Here is a 20,737-nt window from a genome sequence, read left to right as displayed (position 1 = left end):
GGAAACGGCACGATCACCACATCGCCCTTTACAAATCTTGCCAAGCTTCGCCCTCCTCCGGTCTAAGCCAGTCCTTCGCGAGAACTGTCTCACTCATCTCACTGATTTCAAGTTTGTTCCGCAAATGTTTTGATTTCAGAAATTGAACAAAATCTAGAACTTCTTCGAGCAAGAAATCAGGGATCTCGTCAATTTCATGCAGCAATTGTTCTTTCGCTTGCATAGAGGTAATTGCAGTAGGCTTCATTTCACTCTACACAGAAGCGTGTGAGTTAATACGATCGACCCAATCGCACCTCGAAATTTCAGACTGAGAAGCGATCGACGAATTACAGCGACTTAATTTGGAGTGCAATCAATCTGGAATAGAGACGATCGATCAATCTGCAATCAGAAATTACTCTTAAATCCAAAGCCCTCAATTGTAAACTGGTAGATACTGCAAAAAAAGCTAGCTACAACACCTGCCAGCATTGAGGACTCACGCATGGTATCGACTCCGATTGCAACGACCGCTTCTGGTCGTCAATATCTCCCAAATTCCGGTTCCGATCGCTCTCCCAATCAATTTCTCATGCCCCTGACCGCGAAGGTCAACGATCGCGATCATCTCGAAGTCGGCGGCTGTGACTTGACTGAACTGGTCAAACATTTCGGATCTCCGCTCTATGTTTTAGATGAAACAGGCTTGCGAACGGCTTGCCAACAATATCGCGATGCGTTTCGCCGCTACTATCCCGCAGAGACGCAGGTGTTGTACGCCTCAAAAGCTTGGAACTGTTTGGCAGTCTGCTCGATCGTCTCTCAGGAAGGACTGGGGATCGATGTGGCAACTGGAGGCGAACTTTATACCGCACTACAAGTTGGAGCCGATCCAAGCAAGATTTATCTGCACGGAAATAACAAGTCGATCGCTGAATTAGAATATGCCGTGAAATCCGGTTGCACGATCGTTGTTGATAATCAGCTTGAACTGCAACGATTGGCGCAGATGAATGCTGAGCGTCTCATCCGAGTCATGCTGAGAATTACGCCCGGATTAGATTGCCATACGCATGAATATATCCGCACCGGGCACTTGGACAGTAAATTTGGCTTCGATCCCAATCACGTCGAAGATATTTTCCAGTTCATCAGTCAGAATTCAAATCTTGAATTGACAGGCTTGCATGCTCATATCGGTTCACAGATTTTTGAGCTGCAAGCACATCGCGATTTGCCCAGCGTCATGCTGCAATGGGTGAAGAAAGCATCTCAATACGGTTTGAATGTTTCTGAAGTGAATATTGGTGGCGGTTTAGGGATTTGCTACAACGAAAGCGATGATCCACCTAGCATTGATGAATGGGTGAAGATTGTTGCAGAATCGATGGTCAAAGCCTGTGAAGCAGAAAATATGCCGCTGCCGAAATTGCTCTGTGAACCAGGTCGATCGCTAATCGGTTCTTCTTGCGTCACGGCTTACACGGTCGGTGGACGCAAAACGGTGCCAGGAATTCGCACTTATATCAGTGTCGATGGCGGCATGTCAGACAATCCGAGACCGATCACCTATCAGTCTGTATGCCGTGCAGTGGTTGCGAATCGGATGTCTGCTGAGCCAAAAGAGACAGTCACGATCGCTGGAAAACATTGTGAATCCGGAGATGTCTTAATCAAAGATATTTCGCTGCCTCAAACACAACCGGGAGATATTCTCGTCGTGATGGCAACGGGAGCCTACAATTACAGCATGGCATCGAACTACAATCGGTTGACTCGTCCGGCAGCAGTTCTCGTGTATGAAGGAGAAGCGAGCATTATCCTCGAACGAGAAACTTATGCCGACTTGATTCGCAACGATCGCGTCCCGGATAGATTGAAATAAAGCAGGATGAAGGATAAAGGGTGAGGATGAGCAGAGATGGAAATTCAATTGCAAGTCTCCCCTCTAAGCTTGTATACAATGACCCAAGCCCTTAGTTTCTTACTCTTTATTCCTTCTGCTTTGACCTCCCTACTCAAGTTCGTTTTTGAAAATCTCCGATTTCTCGTTGATGTCGGGTTAGTCTTGGCGCTGACCTACGTGATGCTCGTGATCATCGGACGAGAAAGACGTACCCTCTGGATGGTGCGGGGATTTATTATTTTGATGCTCGCGGCGGCGGTCAGTCGTCGCATGGATTTAGCCTTGCTGAGTTTTGTCCTCAATAATCTGGTGGTTGGGGCAGCCGTAGCAATGGCGTTTATTCTTCAATCTGAGTTCCGCCGATTTCTTGAGCAATTGGGACGAGGAGAAATCACGCAACTTTTTCAACCGTCCAATCGAAATTTACCCAGTTCAGATAGTGTGACCGATGAGATTGTCGAAGCGGTGAAAGGACTTTCTCAAAATCGTACTGGAGCTTTAATTATTATCGAGACCGGAACTGCGATCGACGAACGAGATTTCTCAGTTCCGGGTGTTAAACTGAATGCCGAAATCTCTAAAGAACTCCTACAAACGATCTTTCAAACTACGACACTTTTACACGATGGAGCGGTTTTAATTCGAGGGTCTCGCGTGATTGCCGCCGGGGTAATTTTGCCGCTATCGGAAAAGACAGCATCTCGGCAACTTGGGACTCGGCACCGGGCTGCCATGGGCATTACTGAGAAATTAGAAAATTGTATTTGTGTCGTCGTTTCTGAAGAAACTGGGTCGATTTCGCTGGCTGAACGCGGAATGTTAAATCGTCCCTTAACCAGCAGTAAACTAAAGGAGCTTCTAGAAGAACGGTTTTCACAGTCGGGCGATCGCGAACCTGTCACGCGCGATCTGAAAAGTCTCGGTCGTCAATTCCGAACAAAGGCAGTATTCTTATTCTCGCGTTTATTTAACGAAGGTAGTTTAAAAGACCGCCGGATTCGGAATGAACGTAAGCGAGGCGACTCTTAATTCTGCTAAAACCAAGTTGACTTTAACCCCTTTCATCGGCGTTCCCCCGAAACCACAATGACTGCCAAGCACAAAATTTTACAAGATTTACCTGCTGATCTAGACCGCAATCGCTTGCCCCACCACGTCGCGGTGATTATGGATGGAAATGGACGGTGGGCAAAACGGCAGGGTAGACCTCGAATTATGGGGCATCGACGTGGTGTAGATGTGCTGAAAGATTTACTTCGCTGCTGTCGCGATTGGGGAATTGAAGCCTTAACGGCTTATGCATTCTCAACTGAGAATTGGGGACGCCCACTCGAAGAAGTGGAATTCTTGATGACTTTGTTTGAACGAGTCTTGCGGCAAGAGCTGCGTGAAATGAAGGAAGAAAATGTCCGGATTCAATTTGTTGGTAATTTGGATGCGCTGCCCACGAGTTTGCAGGCGGAGATCGAACGGGCGGTTTTAGAAACGAAAGATAATCCGGGAATTCGGTTTACGGTCGCAACGAATTACGGTGGACGACAGGAGATTATTAAGGCATGTCGCTCGATCGCCACTCAAATCCAACAAGGTTTGATTCAGCCAGATGATATTGATGAGAGCTTATTTGAGCGGCATTTGTATACTGCGGGAATTTGCGATCCGGATCTGATGATTCGCACTAGCGGAGAAATGCGGCTCAGTAATTTCTTGCTCTGGCAAGCTGCTTATGCAGAGTTGTATGTAACCGATACGTTATGGCCCGACTTCGATCGAGCTGAATTTCATCAAGCTCTAATCTCTTATCAGCAACGTGAAAGACGATTCGGCAAGGTTGGGAAGAAACTTTAGGATCAAGGTAGCGCTGAAGCATCCTAATGTTTAAGTACAACCCTTCTCATAAATATCTCTCGTCTGAAGAGTTGCCAGATTCAAGAGATAAGCCTGTTAGTGAACTTCAAGCGACAATTCCCAGATTGCTGAAAGAATCTTTGGGTGATTTGTGGTCTGATCGGTTTGATTGGTTCTTTGGCATTCGTATGGGAATTTATTACGATCCAGAAGAACCTGCGATCGTGCCGGACGGATTTCTCAGTTTGGGAGTTGAGCGGTTTATCGATGAAGATTTGCGGCTCAGTTATCCCTTGTGGGAAGAAGGTGTCGTTCCAATTTTTGTTTTAGAAGTCGTTTCGCAGAATTACCGAGGTGAATACAGCACTAAAAAACTCATGTATCAGGAAATGGGGGTGCTGTATTACGTCGTATATTCCAGCCGCCGCCGTCGAAAGCCACCGCTTGAAGTTTATAAATTAGTCAATGGCGAATATATGTTGCTTTCGACCCAATCTCCTTGTTGGATGCCGGAAATCGGTTTAGGGATTGGGCGAGAGCGTGCAACTTATCTGGGCATTGAGCGGGAATGGGTCTTTTGGTACAACGAGCAAGGCGATCGTTATCTTCTCCCGGATGAGCGGACAGAATTAGCACAACGCCAAGCTGAAGCTGCACAACGCCAAGCTGAAATTGCACAACGCCAAGCTGAAGCTGCACAACAACAACTTGAACAATTACGAGAACAGCTACGCAGTCGTGGAATTGATCCGGATACGCTTGGATAGTTGAGCGATCGTGATTTCTTCGCGATCGCGGTCTTGATCCGGCTACGCTCTAAACTGCGGACAAACTACCCAACTGGGCACTGTAGATCACAGATCGTGACTGACACAATGAATTCAAAAGCACCGATGCTTTAATTCATGATTCAGGAGAACGTAATGCCCTCTTCCGTATTTTCAGTCGATCGCGGTTCGATGACGAAAATTCCATCTCATTTGAAAGACCGTCTCTCATCCGAAGCCGTGAAACGACTGGCTGCCCCCAAAGTCGAAGTTTGGTTTACTGGATTTCAATGTTTAGAAGAATCGAATGAATGGTCGGATAGTGATGAGCCTTATATGTTTCTAGGCGTTTCTTCTTCTGATCAAGCGCAAACACCTTATGAAACAGGTGTAATTGAAGTGGACGAAGGCGATGTCATTCGATCTGCAATCCGCCTGTATTCAGGATCTGCAAGAGACTTGATTTTAGCAGCAGTCATTCGAGAAAACGATGAAGGTGATCCTCATGCTTTCTCTGCAACATTTAAATCAATTTTGGATGCAGGGAATAGTGCGCTCAACAGTCAAACTGGGGTGTCTGTGCCAGAAACGGTAGAAATGTTTATTGCGAATAAGTTAAGTGAGCTAGTCGGCGCAGGGGATGATGATGTCGGCAGACGAGCGGAGCTTTTTACAAAAGAGCGCTTGATTCAGCTTGCAAATCAAGGGGAAGGGGGTGATCCAATCGCTGATTTCACTTGGGAAATGGGCAGCCCATCTGAGGGACGCTACCGACTCTACTTCTTTGTACGTCGCATCTAGTTTCTGCGCTGGACGGGTTTCTCGACTTAAAGCAAGTGATACCAAATCAATCTGTCGCAATGAAAAAACAATTTGGTATCACTTTCCCAAAACGCGATCGTATATGATCGCTCCCAGAGTCTAAACTCTTGCCTGCGGACTCTCTAAATTGAACAGCAGTTCCAAAGTCTCCATCGCTTGTCGCCGCGCCTCAATATCCTGCTGCGCTCGCAATTGAACCATCGGATCGTGCAAAATTTTATTCACAATCCCTTTGGTCAAGGCTTCAATCACCTCGCGATGTCGATCGCCAAATTCCGTCCCCAATCTCGATAAGGCTTTCTCTAGTTCCTGTGCCCGAATCGCTTCAACTTTGTCTCGCAGACAGCTAATCGTCGAAACGGTTTCGAGCGATCGCCACCATGCTTGAAACGTTTCTACTTCTTCTTCGAGCAGCGCTTCTGCTTCCATCGCCATCTGCCGACGACTTTCCTGATTTTGGGCGACCACTGCTTTCAAATCATCGACGTTAAATGCTCGTACCATCGGCAATTCATTGACATCTGCGGCAACGTTTCGCGGCACCGCAATATCAATCACCATTAAAGGCTGGTTTGCGTCCAAAACAGGTTCGAGATTGGCACGATCGAGAATTGGCTCGGTCGAAGACGTACTGGTAAACACAATGTCAGATTGTGCGATCGCATCCATCATGTCTTCGATCGGCAACAATCTCAGATGAGCATCCGGGAACATATTCGCAAGTTCGCGGGCGCGATTCATCGATCGATTCAAAATCACAATGTTATTTGCGCCTTTCGACAGTAAGTGCTGCACTAACAATCGAGACATCTTCCCTGCCCCGATAATCGTGACGCGCTGATCTGCTAGCGAATCGACTTTCATTTGCGCCAATTCAACGGCTGCGGAGCTAATTGAAACTGCTCCAGTTCCAATGCTCGTCTCAGTCCGAACTCGTTTTCCAGCGCTAATTCCTTGCTTAAAGAGTTGATTTAGAATTCGACCAATGCCTTGATGTTGCTGACCGAGTTTGTGGCATTGTTTCACCTGTGCCAAAATCTGCCCTTCACCCAAAACCAGACTATCGAGACCCGCCGATACTCGCATCAAGTGCATGACTGCATCCTGATGTAACAGCGTGAACAGATAAGGACGCAAGCGAGCACTGGGCAATTTACTATGTTCTGATAAAAATTGATTGACTTCTCGAATACCTTGCTCAGTCTCAGAAGTGACTAAATAAAGTTCCAAGCGATTACAAGTACTGAGAACTGCGACTTCTTCAATGTGGGGATAGCTACACAGTTGTGCGATCGCTTTATCGCAAACAGGTTCCGGGATACTTAGCTTCTCACGAACCTCAACTGGAGCAGTTTTGTGAGTTAGCCCAACAACAGCAATGTTCATATTAAAAAGCGCTCTGATAAATCGGAAGGGTGAAGGGAAGAGTGGGGAGTGAGGAGTGGGGAGTGGGGAGCAAGAATGCTTTTACCCCCTACTCCCTACTCCCCACTCCCTACCTTCTTAGTGCAACTGAACAATCTTCGGCTGGTCAAACATGTGAATCGTGTCCACAAACCGTGCCGTCTTCGATTGGCTAGAGATAACCAGGGTTTGGGTTCTCGCGCCGCCTTTGAAGAACCGAACACCGTTCATGATGTTGCCGGGAGTGATACCTGTTCCAGCAAACAACACGGTTTCACCGGATGCAAGTTCTTCAGCGGTGTAAACCTTATCAGGGTCAGTGATGCCCATTTCTTTGAGGCGAGCAATATTTGCTTCTTTGCTCTCTCCGATCAATCCGGTTTTGACGACTTCTGGATCGTAGATCAATTGTCCCTGGAAGTGTGCGCCGAGACAACGCAGAGCCGCAGCCGAAATTACACCTTCAGGAGCCGCACCAATTCCCATCAGGGCGTGAATATTGGTTCCAGCGAAACCGCAGTTAATTGCTGCGCCTACGTCACCATCGCTGATGAGTTGAACGCGCGCGCCTGCGTCACGGATTTCTTTGATCAAGTCATTGTGACGATCGCGTTTCATGACGACGACCACCAGTTCATCGATCGAGCGATCGAGGCACTCAGACAAGATTTTCAGGTTTTCGGTGGCTGACTTGTTGATGTCAACTTTACCTTTTGCAGCAGGAGGAGCCGCAAGCTTCTTCATATAGAAGTCGGGAGCTGCAAACAATCCGCCTTTCTCGGAGATTGCTAGAACTGCCATCGAACCTGGCTGACCATATGCACAAAGGTTTGTGCCTTCGCAGGGGTCAACAGCGATATCGATTTCGATCAACTCTTCGATGTTGCAAAAATCTGCTGCATCAGGACGAGAACAAATTCCGACTTCTTCTCCGATGTAGAGCATCGGCGCATCGTCACGTTCCCCTTCTCCAATCACGATCCGACCACGCATGTAAATTTTGTTCATGCGTTCGCGCATCGCTTCTACTGCAACTCGATCGGCTTCATTTTTGTCGCCTTTCCCCATGAGGCGTGCCGAGGCAATTGCCGCCTGTTCTACGACTTCAATAATCTCTAAACCAAGCGTGTTTTCCACGAAATAAGTCCTCCAACTGCTGATTAGTCGCCGTTTTCATGGGCAATCTCAGTTATCAATCCTACCAAATGGCGGTCTTTCAAAGTGCGATCGGGGATCTATTAAGTTTTGCTGCGATAAACTGAGAGATTTTAGAGCAATGGATTCGCGCTCTAAGATGCTTGTGAGGTTATTTCTCTGATGGAGCTAATCCTCTGGATACTGACGCATCGAACCCTCATCCTCAGGAGCCAACCCCCTCATTTTTCCATTCTTCCATCAGCAAAATTACGCCCTGAGTTGTGCCTTCACTTCTGAGCAATGGAGTGCAAGTGACATGACATTGAATGCTGCGTCCCCGACGATTAACCGATGTCAGCATCAGAGCAATTGTGCCCTCAGACAATCCCAACAGACAGTCCCGAATCGGTTGGCATAGCGCTTCGACAGGCAGCCCAATATCGAGATTGAGAAAATTCTGCCCGATCGCTTCTTCAGGGCGCATGCCCCAGAGATCCTCGGCTTTGTGATTCCAGATCTGAACACGCAAGTCTTGATCGACGACAACCACTCCACCTTTCAAGCTTTTGAGGATTGATTCTAGAAAGGCATGGCTTTGATTTAGTTCTTCGCTGCGACGTTGAAGTTCTTTGTTGACGGTTTGGAGTTCTTCATTGGTTGATTGAAGCTCCTCGTTCATCGTTTCGAGTTCTTCGTTGGTCGATTGCAGTTCTTCGTTGGTTGTTTCTAATTCTTCATTGCTCGATTGCAGTTCTTCATTTGTCGTTTCTAATTCCTCATTGGTCGATTGCAGTTCTTCGTACGCCGTCTCCAATTCTTGATTCGAGTGTTCGAGTTCTTCCTGCAACCGTTTGTATCGCGTCACATCAGTAAAGCTGACACTGACACCAAGAATATTGTCCGACGGATCAATTAAAGGCGTGATTTGCACGTCTAGATAGATCAGTTCACGAGTGGTTTGCCATTCGACATTGCAAAGAGTCACCGATCGACGATCGATATAAACTTGCTCGATACACGATCGAAGTTCGACCGGACGGTAGGAAATTTCTAAGTCCTGGATCGGGCGATCGATATCTCGCAGACTAATGCCAAACAGCGATCGAGCGCGTTCATTCACCAAGGCTAGAAAACCAGACGAGTCGATCACCAGTCTCGCAAGTGGCGCAGTTTCAAAGACGGATTCACGAAGTCGTGTGTAGCTCGGTAAGAAGCTGAACGCTTCATCTTGAGCCATTTGACTGGTAGCTACAGGTCGATGTGCAAAAGTTGCTCTGGGCACTTTTGAGAAGATGCGATGTTTCAACTGAACTGGGGCAAACGTGCTCGTATGAGACAGCAGCATTTCAGCTTTACCCAAAAACAGAAAGCCACTCTCTCGCAGAGAAAAGTGAAATCGAGTCAGAATCTTCGCCTGAGTTTCGGCATTGAGATACATCAACGTATTCCGACAGATGAGCAAATCAATTCTGGAAATGGGCGCGTCATGAATCAGATCATGTCGTCCAAAAATCACAGATTGCCGTAAGTCTTTGCGAAAGACATAGAGAGCATCGGACTGCTCAAAGAAGTGCTCGATCTGTTCAGGAGTCAATTCAGTCAGTTCACTATCAGAATAGCTAGCCTGACGTGCTTGATTGAGCGCGTCTTCATCAACATCTGTCGCGTAAATTTTGACGCGATCGCGAAACGGTTTAATGCCTAAAACTTCTGCCAGCAAAATTGCGATCGTGTAGGCTTCCTGACCCGAGGCACAGCCCGCTGTCCAAATACGAATGGGGTCAGTTGGATCTTTCTGAGCCAGAATTTGCGGAACAATCTCGCTGCGAATGCAATCCCAAGCAGGTCGATCGCGGAAAAAGCAAGTGACATTGATCAGCAGTGTATTAAATAATTGCTCGAACTCTTCAGGATGAACTTCGAGATAATCTAAATAGTTACTATATCCTTCGACTCCGACTGTCTGCATTGCTTTGTGAATGCGACGCACTAAGCTGGGGCGCTTGTAGCCTGTAAAGTCAAAGCCACGGCTCTGTTTGATGTAGTCCAGCAGTGCTTCGAGTTCAATATTAGTTTGATGGTCTTCCACTTGATTTGTCCTTGTACGCCTGCGGCGTTTTTGTGGGTCATAACGTTAACGTTGCTAGACTTGCATTTGAAAGTTTTTTTTGAGATCGATTCTGTCCGCACTGGAATTTGAATCCGGATTGAACGGTGCGCGAACCCCTTTGAATAAAGATTAAAGTTCTCAATCTGGCTGTCACTCTCGCTCAAGGGACTTCGCGCTGTATAGATTGTGAATTCTATTCACGGGCAGGATGACATCAGAAACGAAATGCTCAAACATGGTCTTGAGGGTGCAAGATCTGCTGAGCCTAATCGATTTCCTCTGGGTGAGGCTGCAACTCAATCTGCTGAGACAAGACCTGTTTCAACACTGCCGCATGATTTTCCGCTTCTGCTGCTCGTTCCAGAAATTGTGCTTCTGACATGGAGTAATTCGATCGCTTCGCTTGTGCTGCCATGCGCCGTGCCAGTGCCGCTTTTTCTTCTAAGGCACGATGGGCTGTCCAAAGCGCTCGTTCTAAACTGTTGTCTTTTTCCGAGAGCAAGCTATCGATCGAATAAGCATGACCCACATGACAGCGATATCGCATCAAATTTTGATCATGCAACTCCCACAGCACACCCCCACAGTCAGGACAGGTAAAAGTGGATGCTAAGCCTGTGCGCTCTCCTTGCTCGATCGCAGCTTTTTCTTGTGCCACCCACTCCCCTTCATGCGAAATTTCGTCAGTCATCGGCTTTTGCTCATGGATAGGTGTGAGGGAAAGCTCGATTAATCGTTTTGCAATGTCTCTGACCCTCAAAATTTCGTCTACTTCTACCGCATTGATTGCGCTGAGCGGCATTCCAGCAAATAAGGCTTCATTTGGATCTTGCACGATCGCAATGCCGCCACGAGCTTTAATGGTCAACAGTCCAGCCGTCCCATCGTCTAGCGTTCCAGTTAAGATGACTCCAATTGCCTGCCGACCGTAAGCATACGCGATCGAGCGAAACAATGTATCGATCGCAGGGCGATGTCCATTTTCCCGCGCACCGTGATCGAGATGAATGCGACCCTGCCGAACGAATAAATGATGGTCAGGAGGTGCAATGTAAATTTGTCCGGGTACGATCGCGTCTCCTTCTGCTGGATGCTGTGCAGGAAGCGTCTTGAGGCGATTGAGAATTTGGGGAAGAACACTGGTTGCACGAGGAGGAAAATGGATCGCCACAAAGATCGCTGCATCTAAATCGCTCGGGAGTTGACTCACTAAGTTCGACAGCGTTTCGACTCCACCTGCGGAAGCCCCGATCGCAATAATATTATGTTTAGTCATAGCTCCTTCTGATCAGTGATCAAGAGAGATGCGATCGCGGATTGTTTAGAAATTCAATTCTGTCCCGCACTAGCTTCAAAGTCCGGTGTTAACTCTGCAAATTCCCCTATTAAGGACTGCTGAGCTTAGCCAATTGCTCAGGTATACAATCGCTTCAGAGATGTATGACAACTAGGTGGGGTCTTCAACTTCGTTCAGGGCAATGAAATCGTGGAGGCAATGAAAACGCGGGTTTAGAGCGGTGCAATGCGGCGAGGAAGCTCGACCCGAATCGTTGTGCCCTGATCGACTTTGCTGTGGATTGAGATTGATCCGTCCATTAATTCTACCAGAGCATGAACGATCGCGAGTCCCAAGCCTGTGCCGCCGACTTGTCGAGTGCGCGATTGATTCACTTGCCAAAATTCTTGAAAAATATTCTCTTGATCGGCGACATCAATACCAATTCCGGTATCTTGAACCACAATTAAAATCCGTCCTTCTGGAGCTTCCCAGAAGCCGACAGTAACAAGACCTGAATCCGTAAATTTGACGGCATTAGAAATCAGATTCACTAAAATTTGGCGAATTCGACCCGGATCATTGACGATCGGTAAACTGTCCTGCGAACAATCAAGCTCTAACGCTAAGCCTTTTTGCTCTGCTAAACAGCGAAGATCCTGAATCGTTTCAGAAGCAATCTGAACCAGATCAAATCCTGCGGGTCGAAGTTCAAGCTTTCGAGATTTGAGCTTAGAAAAGTCGAGCAGTTCTTCGATCATGGCTAACAGATGATGACTATTGCGAACGACATGATCCACCATTTGGTTCAACCTACCATCACCCAAAAGCGCAACGCGATCGCCAATCAGCCGAGAAAATCCCAAAATTGCATTCATTGGCGTTCGCAGTTCGTGAGAAATCGTTGCCATGAACTGGTCTTTGAGTCGATCGATTTCGATCAGTTCCAGATTTTGAAGTTGAGTGTCTTGAAGTTGTGCCTCAGTGCGTTTGCGATTCGTAATGTCGCGAATCAGCCAGCGCAGTGCAGTTGCTTTTCCTTGTTGATCAAGTACTGCTTCAACTGTAATTGCTGCGATGAAAGGCTCACGCTTGCGTCCACAAACCATCACTTCCCATTCTTGGACTCGATAAATCGTCGGTAATTGATTCAGAATCGATCGAAATGCCTGACGCTGATGTTCAGGAATAAAGCTGATTAACGGTTTCTGGATCAAATGCCGATGAGCAATATTAAATTGTTGAAGTGCGACCCGATTTGCCTCTCGAATGATTCCATATAGATCCGTAATTAAGTACGCATCCGGCGCAAATTCAAACAACTCTTGATAACGCTGTCGCTCTGCTTCAATCTCAGACTGAGCTGCGATTAACATTTCATTTTGTTGTCGTAATTCTTCTTCTGCAATACTCAGTTCTTCTAAGGCTGAGAATAATTCCTCTAAACAATCTTCTATGCTTGCAGAAGATTGCTTAGAGTCTTTTGTATTTTTATATAGAACTTGTGTCCGCTGCTGAACCGTTTGGATATAGCTGCTCAGCAATGTATTATCAAAGGCTTCCATGATTCTGCTCTGCAATGAGTTTAAGGCGAACTTTGGCACTTTTCCTACCATCGGGAATTCTGCCTTACCTTGCATCTATCAGATGGATGGAGCAGATGACGAACAGGGCGATCGCAATTCAGTCAACTCAGCAGATCTGACTAAAGCGCCTGCGACATTCGAGTTTTCTGAATCGTTAAATTAAAGATAAGACTCTGCCCAGTTTTGGAATTCGGTTGCACACTAAAAGAAGTCACCCAGTTCTCACTACACCAAGGGTTAAAGTTATGGCTCAAGCAACAGGCAATGTGACGATCGAACAGCGCCTCAATACTCTGATCGAATCCGCTCACGATGTGTGCAGTACCAATGGAACAATTTCCGATGATTGTGCGGCGGCGTGGGATGCGGTTGAAGAAGTTCAAGCTGAAATCTCACATCGCCGATCGGCGGTGAAAACTTCGCTGACTGTTTTCTGTGACGATAATCCAGATGCGCCAGAGTGCCGAATCTACGACGTTTAGACCTTCAAAAGCCGGGGCGTTACAACACTCCGGCTTTCCTTTAGAACCAATCTTCTTGTTCCAACGTTTCAATCACTTGTAAGCCGCGTGCGTCTCCAACTTTGAGCATTGCAGCTTTGGCATCTTCTCGCACGCCAGAATCTTCGTCTTCTGCAAACGCCTCGATCAAGGCATCGATCGCAGTTGCATAAACGACATTCGATGGCATCTCTCGACACAACTCACCCAATGCCCAAGCGCAATTGCTCCGAATGGCTGCAACCGGATCACGTCTTAATCCTTCAATTAAAGGTGGAACGGCGGCAACGATTACGTCGTATCCGAGGGTTGCCATCTGGGCAAGAGAACTTGCTGCCCATAAGCGAACGGCTGAAATATCAGTTTTGACCGCCTCGGTTAAGGTATTAAGCGATCGTCGATCGCGACAATTCCCCAGTGCCCAAACGACTCCTTTGCGGACATAGCCATTCCAATCTTGCTGATAGCGATCGACTAATGACTCCACCGCTTCCGGGCTAGGATTTCTTCCTAACGCATACGCTGCACTCACCCGCACCAACGGACAAGGATCGCTCAACAGTGCAATCAGTTTTGGAATGGCACGATCGTCTTGCACATCACAGAAAGCTCGTGCTGCTAACATGCGTTGCTGAATATCGGCAGCATCCAATAAAGGCAGCATCGCCTCTGGATCAGGTTTGGCAGCAACCTCATCCTCGACCGTCGGCAGTTCATCCAACGGATCGGCTAAATCCTCTTCTAGGTCTAAAACCTTTAAATCATCATTGCTATACATGGGATTTATTTTATTCTGCTAATCGATCGATTTTGTCATCCAGCGGGATTGGGTGCCATACCCTAGGGCTTGATAGAGTGACAGTGCAGGCAAATTTGTTTCAAAAACTTGCAGCCCGATCTGGCGATCGCCGCGCATTTTTGCCCATGTTTCAGCGTAACGCACGAGTGCCGCTCCGATCCCCTTGCGTCGATGTTCAGGCATGACATATAGCAACAAAATATGGGTCTGTCGTTCGCCTGTGCCTTGCTCAATTGCGCTTCCAAGCCATAATCCGGCAATTGGATTCCAACCGGAACGATTTGAACACTGAACCCACTGCAAAGGTGTTTCAGCAGAGAAAAACCGCGCGATCGCAGACTCAAGCTGAGGAAAATTGCGCCCAGGAAATAGTTCTGTATAGGTATTCTGCATAAACGTTAGCAGTCGATCGCGATCGCGTCCGCTACCTGAGCCGCGTTCAAGCACATATCCTGGCAGGAATTCCGACACGATCGTTTAAAGCTGAGTCGGATCATTCGGCAAGCCCTGAATAAACGGTGCAAGTGCGGGCGGTAAACCTGCAACTGCATCGACATCAGGAGATTGTGCCTTATCACCACGAGGAGTGACTTCTTCAATAGGTGCAGGTGCTGCCATGTCACTCGGTAGAAAAATTCGAGCACTAACAACGACTAGGGAAAACAAAAATACGAGAACAACGATCAACGGAGCGATGTATTGACGAAAGAAAGCCATGATTCGTGTTGAGGGGCGATCGCGGACAAACAAAACTCTACAAAACGTTGCAGAGACTCTTAATCTAAGAATAAAGCGCTTTGCGAGATTCCAACCAATCTTTTTTGGTTCGGAAAATACGATTTTTTAGATGCTTGCGTTAAAGTGACAAAACAGATTATATTGATTAAGACATCCAAGGGCGGATGGCGAAACTGGTAGACGCACCACACTCAAAATGTGGCACCGAAAGGTATGAGAGTTCGATTCTCTCTCCGCCCATCTATAATTTCTCTTTCAAGGTTCTAGTTTAATTGGAATCTGTACGGTAGTTCTAAATAGAGTTTAAGGGCATTAACTTCGAATTTGAGTGAACCGGAATTTGAGCTAAATTGGTTGTATCAAGCCATTACTGAGATAAAGGAGATTAAAAATGGCGATGATGAAACGTTGGGAATCGCCCAGACGAGAAGGGCGAAACGATAAAGGAAAAGGTGGAGCGGCGAGACAAAGACAACTCAAGAAACGCAATCAAGTCCTACGCAAGAAACTCCAAGACGGACAAAACAATTCAAACTCTGGTAAATCGGGGAAAGAGGATACAACTCTCTCCCCGATTTTTTATGTATGAAGCAAAGTTGTGAATTCACGCTAAAGTGGTACAGTTCATTTCGCTCGGATCGCTCGATCGTGGATTACGAAACTGCACGTCAGCTCTTAATTGACCAAACGAATTCGACTGCCAGCGATACCTTCCTGGGACGGTTGGGTCAAGGAAAACCGCCTGTTCCGGGTCAAGTCACTTCAATTTTGCTGGCATTGAGAGTCGTATTTGATGCGTTGAAAGATCAAACCACCCTCGATCGCACATTGGCTGCTGCATTATTTTCGATTTCTAATGAAGCAAGACGCTTATTTAATAATGGGTTAGGCAAAAGTCGCGATTGTCCACCGCTATTGAATGAGGATTTAGACCGAATTGCGATCGCCGTCAAAAGTATTTTTTCAGGCACGTGGCAAGGCTAAAGCTTCGATTTGGCGCACAACCGTTAATGCAGAATAGCTCACGCCTGCGGTTCCTTCTCCGGGATGGGTCGAATCTCCGACCAGCCAAAGCTGCTGAATTGGCGTTCGATTTGCAAATCCAAAAGGCCCAAATGTCGGGATGCGCTGCCCAATTCCCCCCACAATTCCATCTGCACGTCCTGTAAATCGCTGGAACGTTCTGGGAGTCGCAGATTCTTGATACACGATCGTTGATGGATCGAGTTTGAAATACTGCCCTAATTTCGCGATCGCTGTTTCTGCATAGTGCTGTTTCATCGCCTCATAATCACCACTATTTTTCCAAGCGCCTGTATCGGTGAAAGAAGACGCGATGATCGTTGCTTTTCCGGCTGGAGCGCGACCATCGCCTTCGTGACTGACTGAAACGAACAGGGAATTATTTTCACCGATCGCGCCTTCGTAATCGTAGAGAAATTGTAAATGAGGCGGGCAATCGTCAGGAATTGCAGCCCGATCGACTCCTAAATAAATCACAAACGCGCCCGAAGCAGGCGGCAATTTCTCGACCCGACGCTGATACCCTTGAGGCGCATCTTTTCCTAAAAGTTCGACTAAATTCTGAACCGTCACGTTTGCAACCACGTGATCCGCAGACTCGAACCAAGATTCATTCGTTTTCTGATTCCGAATCGTCACCCCTGTCGTGCGTCCCGCTTGCGTGTGGATTTGCTCAACGCTGTGCCGCATTAAAAGTTTGCCGCGATCGCGCTCCAAAGCTTCGACTAAGCGATCGCTCAAAACCTGCATACTGCCTTGCAAATGAAACAAGCCTTGGGGCGCTTGAGAAACACTTAAAGCCGTTGCAGCATAAAGCAACGCAGTTTCCTCGGCACTCACTTGAGAATAGAGTTTCAATTGCAGATCGAGAAACGTGCGAAGTCGGCGATCGTTTAACCCGTATCCCCGCAAGGCATCACCGACCGTCGAGAAAGTATGCGGCAACGTCAGCAGTGTATTCGGTCGAACTGCTTTTGTCAGTTGCCACAAATCCCAGACATTTCGAGGCGGAAGCACTGGATCGCGGGATTGAAACTGCCAACTGTAGCGGAATAAATCATTCAGCAATTGCCAAAAAGGTTCGCTGCCGGGAAATTGTTTTTGGCGTTCCGCTTTCCAGCGATCGGGATCTCGCCAAACCTGAATCGGCTCAGTTTCACTTGGAAGATAAACTGCACAGGCTGGATCGCAAAATGTCGCAGGGGGTAAGTCAATCTCAAGCTCAGAAAAAATTCGGTGATGAATTCCCCCCGGTTCTAATCCTGCAACCTGAGTCGCACCCACATCGAAGGTAAAGCCTTGCCGTTTGAACGTTGAAGCGCATCCGCCTGGAACAAGGGCTTGATCTAAAACCAAGACTTCATACCCGCGATGAGCGAGAAGGGCAGCCGCAGTTAATCCACCGATTCCAGCACCGACAACGACAACTTTCTGGGGCATCTTTCTATACTGCTTAAAAAAACTTAACTTTCTGACTTCATTGTAAAGAATTGCAGAGCATCGTGCACAATCCATTGGTGCAAGCTTTTGCTTGAAATCTAAAGATTTAGAGTGTCAATTGCCACTTTCGGAAGACTAAGATAAGTAAAGCGACGCTACAGGTAAGCCATGACTTCAACGTTGATTAAATCTCCGAAGCTGAACGCGCCCACGATCCATCGCCTCTCGAATGGGTTGACGATAATTGCAGAACAAATTCCCGTCGATGCAGTCAATCTCAATGTTTGGCTAGATGTCGGAAGTGCGATCGAATCAGATGCGATTAACGGAATGGCTCACTTTTTAGAGCATATGGTGTTCAAAGGAACCGATCGGTTGAAAAGCGGCGAATTTGAGCAACAGATCGAACGCTGTGGTGCAGTCACAAATGCCGCAACCAGCCAAGATTACACGCATTACTACATTACGACCGCTCCCAAAGATTTCGCAGCTTTAGCACCCTTGCAAATGGACGTGGTGCTGAATGCTCGGATTCCAGAAGATGGATTTGAACGCGAGCGATTTGTAGTGTTGGAAGAAATCCGGCGATCGCAAGACAATCCTCGTCGTCGCACCTATCAACATATGTCAGAAATGGCGTTTGAAACTCTGCCTTATCGACGGCAAGTTTTAGGGCCAGCTTCCGTGATTGAACATCTCAGCGCTCAACAAATGCGAGATTTTCATGCCGCTTGGTATCAACCTCGATCGATGACGGCGGTTGCAGTTGGAAATCTCCCAGTTGATCAACTGATTCAAATTGTCGAAGACAGTGTTTCTCACGCTTTGCCCACGGCTGCACCGGAACGCGATCGCCTGTTTGCAGAACAGCCGTTTACCGAGATTGTTCGACAAGAACATGTAGATCCCAGTCTGACTCAAGCGCGATTAATGCTGTTATGGCGGGTTCCCGGATTAGACAATCTCAAGCAAACTTATGCTCTAGACGGAATCGCAAGCATTCTCGGACATGGCAGAACAGCAAGACTGGTCAAAGACTTGCGTGAGAATCGCGGCTTAGTGTCCAGTGTGTCGGCGAGCAATATGAACTATCGTCACCAAGGCATTTTCTGTTTGTCTGCTCAGTTGCCAGTCGAAAATATTGAAGCGGTTGAAGCAGCGCTTTTAGAGCATATTCAAACTCTGCAAACTGATTTTGCAACTGCTGCCGAACTCGATCGGGTACGGACTCAAGTTGCAAATCATTTCACGTTTGGCAATGAAACACCCAGCGATCGCTCTGGTTTGTATGGCTATTATCAAGCTTTAGTCGGCGATTTAGAGCCAGCATTCAACTATCCGACTTATATTCAATCTCTATCTGCTGTAGACCTGCAAAATGCAGCACAAACTTATTTGCCAACTCAGGCGTATGGTTGTGTTGTCGTGAAGCCGGGAAAATAGACCTGAGAAATATAGACTATGTGGACGCAGATCGATGCTCAGATTAGTCAAGCAATTTCCCACCCGTTTGAAAGTCGCGATCGACGTTCTGTGGGTGGAGGTTGCATCAATCAGGGCTATCAGGTGAGCGATGGCAATCTCACCTTCTTCGTTAAGCTCAATCAGGCTGATCAACTGGAGATGTTTACAGCCGAAGCGCTCGGACTCAAACAGATGGCAGAAGCGCAAGCCATTCGCGTTCCGAAGCCCATGTGCGTTGGGGTTGCTGGAAATTCTGCCTATATTGTCTTGGAGTGGCTGGAACTCGGTCGCGGGAGTTCTCAAGCTTGGGCAGAATTGGGGCGCAATCTCGCTCGAATGCATCAATTTCAAAAATCGACCGCGTTTGGGTGGGAGCGCGATAATACGATCGGCTCAACGCCTCAGAAGAATCCTTGGACAGCGAATTGGGTAGACTTTTTCACCCAATATCGGATTGGATATCAGCTTGAATTAGGACATCAAAACGGCGGACGATTTCGCAATGGCGATCGCCTCCTCGAACAGATTCCAGAATTACTTGCAAATCACACTCCAAAACCGTCGATCGTGCATGGAGATTTGTGGTCAGGAAATGCAGCAGTAACCCAATCTGGGGAGCCTGTCATTTTTGATCCAGCAACCTATTGGGGCGATCGAGAAGTGGATTTGGCAATGACCGAACTGTTTGGGGGCTTTCCTGCCGAATTTTATCGAGGATATGACGAAATTTTTGCGATCGATGCAGGTTATCACCAGCGAAAAAAGCTCTACAACCTGTATCACATTCTGAATCACTTTAATTTGTTTGGCGGCGGCTACGAATCACAAGCGAATCGCATGATTGATCAGTTAATTCTTTAAGCTGTTCATTCGAGGCAACAATGCAGATTGCACCACTCGAATTGTTGCCGTTGCCTCGGATCTGTCTAAAGCGTCACCTTTGACGAGGCGGCGCTTTCTCCTGCAACGCGGTTGGCATGATAAACACCGTCTCGCCTTGCTCGTTTTTTCGCTCAATTGCACCGAGTTTTAAAAGTTCGCGTCTGGCGCGATCGACCGATTGCTGATCCCCAACTTCAAGGGCATCCTGATAAACCACTTGCCAAGCTTGAAACTGCACTGCTTCAATATTGGGCTTGGTTTTGAGAAAATTGGCAGTCTCCTGGAAGTTCGGTGCAAACTGCTTGTACTCTTCGCTTTCCGCTGCCCATTTCGCAGTCATTTCAAACGATTTTGCTGCTCCTGGCAGATCCCCGAGCAATAAAATTTGATCTAACCCCGCAAATCGCCAGACTGAGAAAGCCTTGGGATGCATTTGAGGCGTAAGCGCATCGGTTCCTCGCTTCATCAATTTCAGCGCTAATTCTGGCTGACCCAATTGATGCGAAATACTGCCAGAAATAAACAAGTAGCTATCGACAAAACGAGGATCGTGACGCGTCACGATATCAAAATACTGGGGAGCAAGCGAGAATCCAGTGACTTTCCGAGCAGGTGCATCGCCGTAATACTGAACAAAATTGAGGAATGTCCAGTTCGCCACCATATTGTCAAACCCAAAACTTGGCATTTTGCTGAGCAAAGTGAGGCGGACTCGTTCCTGTTGCTCTGCTTGCTCAGGCGTTTCTAACGTAATCGAAGGTTGTTTGAGTCGATCGTACTGAATTGTTATCACTCCCGCGATCGCGACTGCTGCGATCGTCACATGGGCAATGATCCCGCTACAAGACTTCCAAGTTTGACGCACGCTTAACACCACAACAGAGAACCTCATTAAGAAAGGTTTACAAAACTCGCAAGAAATTCTTACAACAATTTGCCCAAATTCCGTTAGATTGTCATAAAGATTGCATTCATCGTTACCTTGTCTGAGCCATATTAAGGCACGTTTTCAACCCAGAGACACTTAATTAACTGTCCTAAAACTGTCAGACT

22 protein-coding genes and 1 tRNA gene are annotated in these 20,737 nt (G+C 47.2%); 12 read left to right on the top strand and 11 right to left on the bottom strand.

Annotation, left to right across the window (positions count from 1 at the left end):
- Positions 1 to 28 precede the first annotated feature (28 nt).
- Complete coding sequence (locus J0L70_RS20660; RefSeq protein WP_242044781.1) at positions 29 to 247, bottom strand: DUF2281 domain-containing protein; 219 nt, start codon at positions 245 to 247, stop codon at positions 29 to 31.
- 240 nt (positions 248 to 487) lie between these two features.
- On the opposite strand from J0L70_RS20660, the gene lysA reads away from it, so the two are divergent.
- The 5 genes from lysA (at position 488) to J0L70_RS20635 (ending at position 5,304) form a co-directional block, all read left to right on the top strand.
- Entirely contained in the window at positions 488 to 1,867 is a 1,380-nt protein-coding gene (lysA, locus tag J0L70_RS20655; protein ID WP_287455715.1) for a diaminopimelate decarboxylase, read from the top strand.
- A 78-nt stretch (positions 1,868 to 1,945) separates the two neighbouring features.
- On the top strand, positions 1,946 to 2,917 hold the full coding sequence (gene cdaA / locus J0L70_RS20650; RefSeq protein ID WP_144056368.1) for a diadenylate cyclase CdaA: 972 nt from the start codon (positions 1,946 to 1,948) through the stop codon (positions 2,915 to 2,917).
- 57 nt (positions 2,918 to 2,974) lie between these two features.
- Positions 2,975 to 3,736, top strand: coding sequence for an undecaprenyl pyrophosphate synthase (gene uppS / locus J0L70_RS20645; protein WP_287455714.1), 762 nt, complete (start codon positions 2,975 to 2,977; stop codon positions 3,734 to 3,736).
- Between the two features lie 26 nt (positions 3,737 to 3,762).
- Positions 3,763 to 4,503, top strand: a complete 741-nt coding sequence (locus J0L70_RS20640) for a Uma2 family endonuclease (RefSeq protein WP_287455713.1) — start codon at positions 3,763 to 3,765, stop codon at positions 4,501 to 4,503.
- Between the two features lie 156 nt (positions 4,504 to 4,659).
- Complete coding sequence (locus J0L70_RS20635) at positions 4,660 to 5,304, top strand: hypothetical protein (protein ID WP_026148755.1); 645 nt, start codon at positions 4,660 to 4,662, stop codon at positions 5,302 to 5,304.
- A 120-nt stretch (positions 5,305 to 5,424) separates the two neighbouring features.
- Here the strand turns inward: J0L70_RS20635 and J0L70_RS20630 are convergent, their stop codons facing one another.
- The 5 genes from J0L70_RS20630 to J0L70_RS20610 form a co-directional block, all read right to left on the bottom strand.
- A complete protein-coding gene (locus J0L70_RS20630) occupies positions 5,425 to 6,711 on the bottom strand; it encodes a glutamyl-tRNA reductase (protein ID WP_268242585.1) in 1,287 nt (428 codons plus the stop codon).
- Between the two features lie 117 nt (positions 6,712 to 6,828).
- On the bottom strand, positions 6,829 to 7,866 hold the full coding sequence (gene glpX, locus J0L70_RS20625) for a class II fructose-bisphosphatase (RefSeq protein WP_017289104.1): 1,038 nt from the start codon (positions 7,864 to 7,866) through the stop codon (positions 6,829 to 6,831).
- A gap of 223 nt (positions 7,867 to 8,089) precedes the next feature.
- Positions 8,090 to 9,955 carry a CheR family methyltransferase gene (locus J0L70_RS20620; RefSeq protein WP_287455712.1) on the bottom strand — a complete coding sequence of 622 codons (1,866 nt, stop codon included), beginning with the start codon at positions 9,953 to 9,955 and terminating at the stop codon, positions 8,090 to 8,092.
- Positions 9,956 to 10,241: 286 nt separating this feature from the next.
- Complete coding sequence (locus J0L70_RS20615) at positions 10,242 to 11,252, bottom strand: chemotaxis protein CheB (protein ID WP_287455711.1); 1,011 nt, start codon at positions 11,250 to 11,252, stop codon at positions 10,242 to 10,244.
- Between the two features lie 233 nt (positions 11,253 to 11,485).
- Positions 11,486 to 12,817 carry a PAS domain-containing sensor histidine kinase gene (locus J0L70_RS20610; RefSeq protein WP_268242588.1) on the bottom strand — a complete coding sequence of 444 codons (1,332 nt, stop codon included), beginning with the start codon at positions 12,815 to 12,817 and terminating at the stop codon, positions 11,486 to 11,488.
- Between J0L70_RS20610 and J0L70_RS20605 the strand changes: the two genes are divergently transcribed.
- Positions 12,816 to 13,001, top strand: a complete 186-nt coding sequence (locus tag J0L70_RS20605; protein WP_268242589.1) for a hypothetical protein — start codon at positions 12,816 to 12,818, stop codon at positions 12,999 to 13,001. The genes J0L70_RS20610 and J0L70_RS20605 overlap by 2 nt on opposite strands.
- Positions 13,002 to 13,083: 82 nt before the next feature.
- A complete protein-coding gene (locus tag J0L70_RS20600) occupies positions 13,084 to 13,320 on the top strand; it encodes a Calvin cycle protein CP12 (RefSeq protein ID WP_268242590.1) in 237 nt (78 codons plus the stop codon).
- Positions 13,321 to 13,360: 40 nt separating this feature from the next.
- On the opposite strand, the gene J0L70_RS20595 is transcribed toward J0L70_RS20600, so the two are convergent.
- From J0L70_RS20595 to J0L70_RS20585, 3 genes are read right to left on the bottom strand one after another with little or no spacing between them, the layout of a single operon-like run.
- Positions 13,361 to 14,116, bottom strand: a complete 756-nt coding sequence (locus tag J0L70_RS20595; RefSeq protein WP_017289098.1) for a HEAT repeat domain-containing protein — start codon at positions 14,114 to 14,116, stop codon at positions 13,361 to 13,363.
- Positions 14,117 to 14,134: 18 nt separating this feature from the next.
- Positions 14,135 to 14,608: a GNAT family N-acetyltransferase gene (locus tag J0L70_RS20590; RefSeq protein WP_026148754.1), complete on the bottom strand. Its 474-nt coding sequence runs from the start codon at positions 14,606 to 14,608 to the stop codon at positions 14,135 to 14,137.
- 6 nt (positions 14,609 to 14,614) lie between these two features.
- Entirely contained in the window at positions 14,615 to 14,854 is a 240-nt protein-coding gene (locus J0L70_RS20585; protein WP_017289096.1) for a DUF8624 family small hydrophobic protein, read from the bottom strand.
- A 179-nt stretch (positions 14,855 to 15,033) separates the two neighbouring features.
- Between J0L70_RS20585 and J0L70_RS20580 the strand changes: the two genes are divergently transcribed.
- From J0L70_RS20580 to J0L70_RS20570, 3 genes are all read left to right on the top strand, one after another.
- Positions 15,034 to 15,115, top strand: a tRNA-Leu gene (locus J0L70_RS20580).
- 151 nt (positions 15,116 to 15,266) lie between these two features.
- A complete protein-coding gene (locus J0L70_RS20575; RefSeq protein WP_017289094.1) occupies positions 15,267 to 15,464 on the top strand; it encodes a hypothetical protein in 198 nt (65 codons plus the stop codon).
- The gene (locus J0L70_RS20570; RefSeq protein ID WP_017289093.1) at positions 15,461 to 15,859 is read left to right on the top strand and encodes a hypothetical protein; all 399 of its coding nucleotides are present in this window, start codon (positions 15,461 to 15,463) and stop codon (positions 15,857 to 15,859) included. The genes J0L70_RS20575 and J0L70_RS20570 overlap by 4 nt, the downstream gene beginning before the upstream one ends.
- On the opposite strand, the gene crtD is transcribed toward J0L70_RS20570, so the two are convergent.
- Complete coding sequence (crtD, locus tag J0L70_RS20565) at positions 15,839 to 17,338, bottom strand: C-3',4' desaturase CrtD (RefSeq protein WP_287455710.1); 1,500 nt, start codon at positions 17,336 to 17,338, stop codon at positions 15,839 to 15,841. The genes J0L70_RS20570 and crtD overlap by 21 nt on opposite strands.
- A 168-nt stretch (positions 17,339 to 17,506) precedes the next feature.
- Here crtD and J0L70_RS20560 point away from each other — a divergent pair, with 168 nt between their 5' ends.
- Both J0L70_RS20560 and J0L70_RS20555 read left to right on the top strand, forming a co-directional pair.
- Positions 17,507 to 18,781 carry a M16 family metallopeptidase gene (locus J0L70_RS20560; RefSeq protein WP_287455709.1) on the top strand — a complete coding sequence of 425 codons (1,275 nt, stop codon included), beginning with the start codon at positions 17,507 to 17,509 and terminating at the stop codon, positions 18,779 to 18,781.
- Positions 18,782 to 18,799: 18 nt separating this feature from the next.
- Positions 18,800 to 19,663 carry a fructosamine kinase family protein gene (locus J0L70_RS20555; RefSeq protein ID WP_287455708.1) on the top strand — a complete coding sequence of 288 codons (864 nt, stop codon included), beginning with the start codon at positions 18,800 to 18,802 and terminating at the stop codon, positions 19,661 to 19,663.
- Positions 19,664 to 19,736: 73 nt separating this feature from the next.
- Here J0L70_RS20555 and J0L70_RS20550 read toward each other — a convergent pair whose 3' ends face one another.
- A complete protein-coding gene (locus J0L70_RS20550) occupies positions 19,737 to 20,561 on the bottom strand; it encodes a hypothetical protein (protein WP_287455707.1) in 825 nt (274 codons plus the stop codon).
- Positions 20,562 to 20,737: the final 176 nt, after the last annotated feature.

It is taken from the genome of Leptolyngbya sp. UWPOB_LEPTO1, assembly GCF_017302695.1.
Lineage (GTDB): Bacteria > Cyanobacteriota > Cyanobacteriia > Leptolyngbyales > Leptolyngbyaceae > Leptolyngbya > Leptolyngbya boryana.
The sequence above is the reverse complement of the archived record's forward strand: the minus strand, read 5'-3'. Positions and strand labels throughout refer to the sequence as shown.

Bases quoted from the DNA above. Each gene is read 5' to 3' on its own strand.
- lysA (WP_287455715.1), top strand. From the start codon at position 488: ATGGTATCGACTCCGATTGCAACGACCGCTTCTGGTCGTCAATATCTC.
- J0L70_RS20660 (WP_242044781.1), bottom strand. From the start codon at position 247: ATGAAGCCTACTGCAATTACCTCTATGCAAGCGAAAGAACAATTGCTG.
- J0L70_RS20585 (WP_017289096.1), bottom strand. From the start codon at position 14,854: ATGGCTTTCTTTCGTCAATACATCGCTCCGTTGATCGTTGTTCTCGTA.
- J0L70_RS20640 (WP_287455713.1), top strand. From the start codon at position 3,763: ATGTTTAAGTACAACCCTTCTCATAAATATCTCTCGTCTGAAGAGTTG.
- cdaA (WP_144056368.1), top strand. From the start codon at position 1,946: ATGACCCAAGCCCTTAGTTTCTTACTCTTTATTCCTTCTGCTTTGACC.
- J0L70_RS20595 (WP_017289098.1), bottom strand. From the start codon at position 14,116: ATGTATAGCAATGATGATTTAAAGGTTTTAGACCTAGAAGAGGATTTA.
- J0L70_RS20615 (WP_287455711.1), bottom strand. From the start codon at position 11,252: ATGACTAAACATAATATTATTGCGATCGGGGCTTCCGCAGGTGGAGTC.
- J0L70_RS20605 (WP_268242589.1), top strand. From the start codon at position 12,816: ATGATTCTGCTCTGCAATGAGTTTAAGGCGAACTTTGGCACTTTTCCT.
- uppS (WP_287455714.1), top strand. From the start codon at position 2,975: ATGACTGCCAAGCACAAAATTTTACAAGATTTACCTGCTGATCTAGAC.
- J0L70_RS20610 (WP_268242588.1), bottom strand. From the start codon at position 12,817: ATGGAAGCCTTTGATAATACATTGCTGAGCAGCTATATCCAAACGGTT.
- J0L70_RS20635 (WP_026148755.1), top strand. From the start codon at position 4,660: ATGCCCTCTTCCGTATTTTCAGTCGATCGCGGTTCGATGACGAAAATT.
- J0L70_RS20600 (WP_268242590.1), top strand. From the start codon at position 13,084: ATGGCTCAAGCAACAGGCAATGTGACGATCGAACAGCGCCTCAATACT.
- J0L70_RS20555 (WP_287455708.1), top strand. From the start codon at position 18,800: ATGTGGACGCAGATCGATGCTCAGATTAGTCAAGCAATTTCCCACCCG.
- J0L70_RS20630 (WP_268242585.1), bottom strand. From the start codon at position 6,711: ATGAACATTGCTGTTGTTGGGCTAACTCACAAAACTGCTCCAGTTGAG.
- J0L70_RS20570 (WP_017289093.1), top strand. From the start codon at position 15,461: ATGAAGCAAAGTTGTGAATTCACGCTAAAGTGGTACAGTTCATTTCGC.
- crtD (WP_287455710.1), bottom strand. From the start codon at position 17,338: ATGCCCCAGAAAGTTGTCGTTGTCGGTGCTGGAATCGGTGGATTAACT.
- J0L70_RS20560 (WP_287455709.1), top strand. From the start codon at position 17,507: ATGACTTCAACGTTGATTAAATCTCCGAAGCTGAACGCGCCCACGATC.
- J0L70_RS20575 (WP_017289094.1), top strand. From the start codon at position 15,267: ATGGCGATGATGAAACGTTGGGAATCGCCCAGACGAGAAGGGCGAAAC.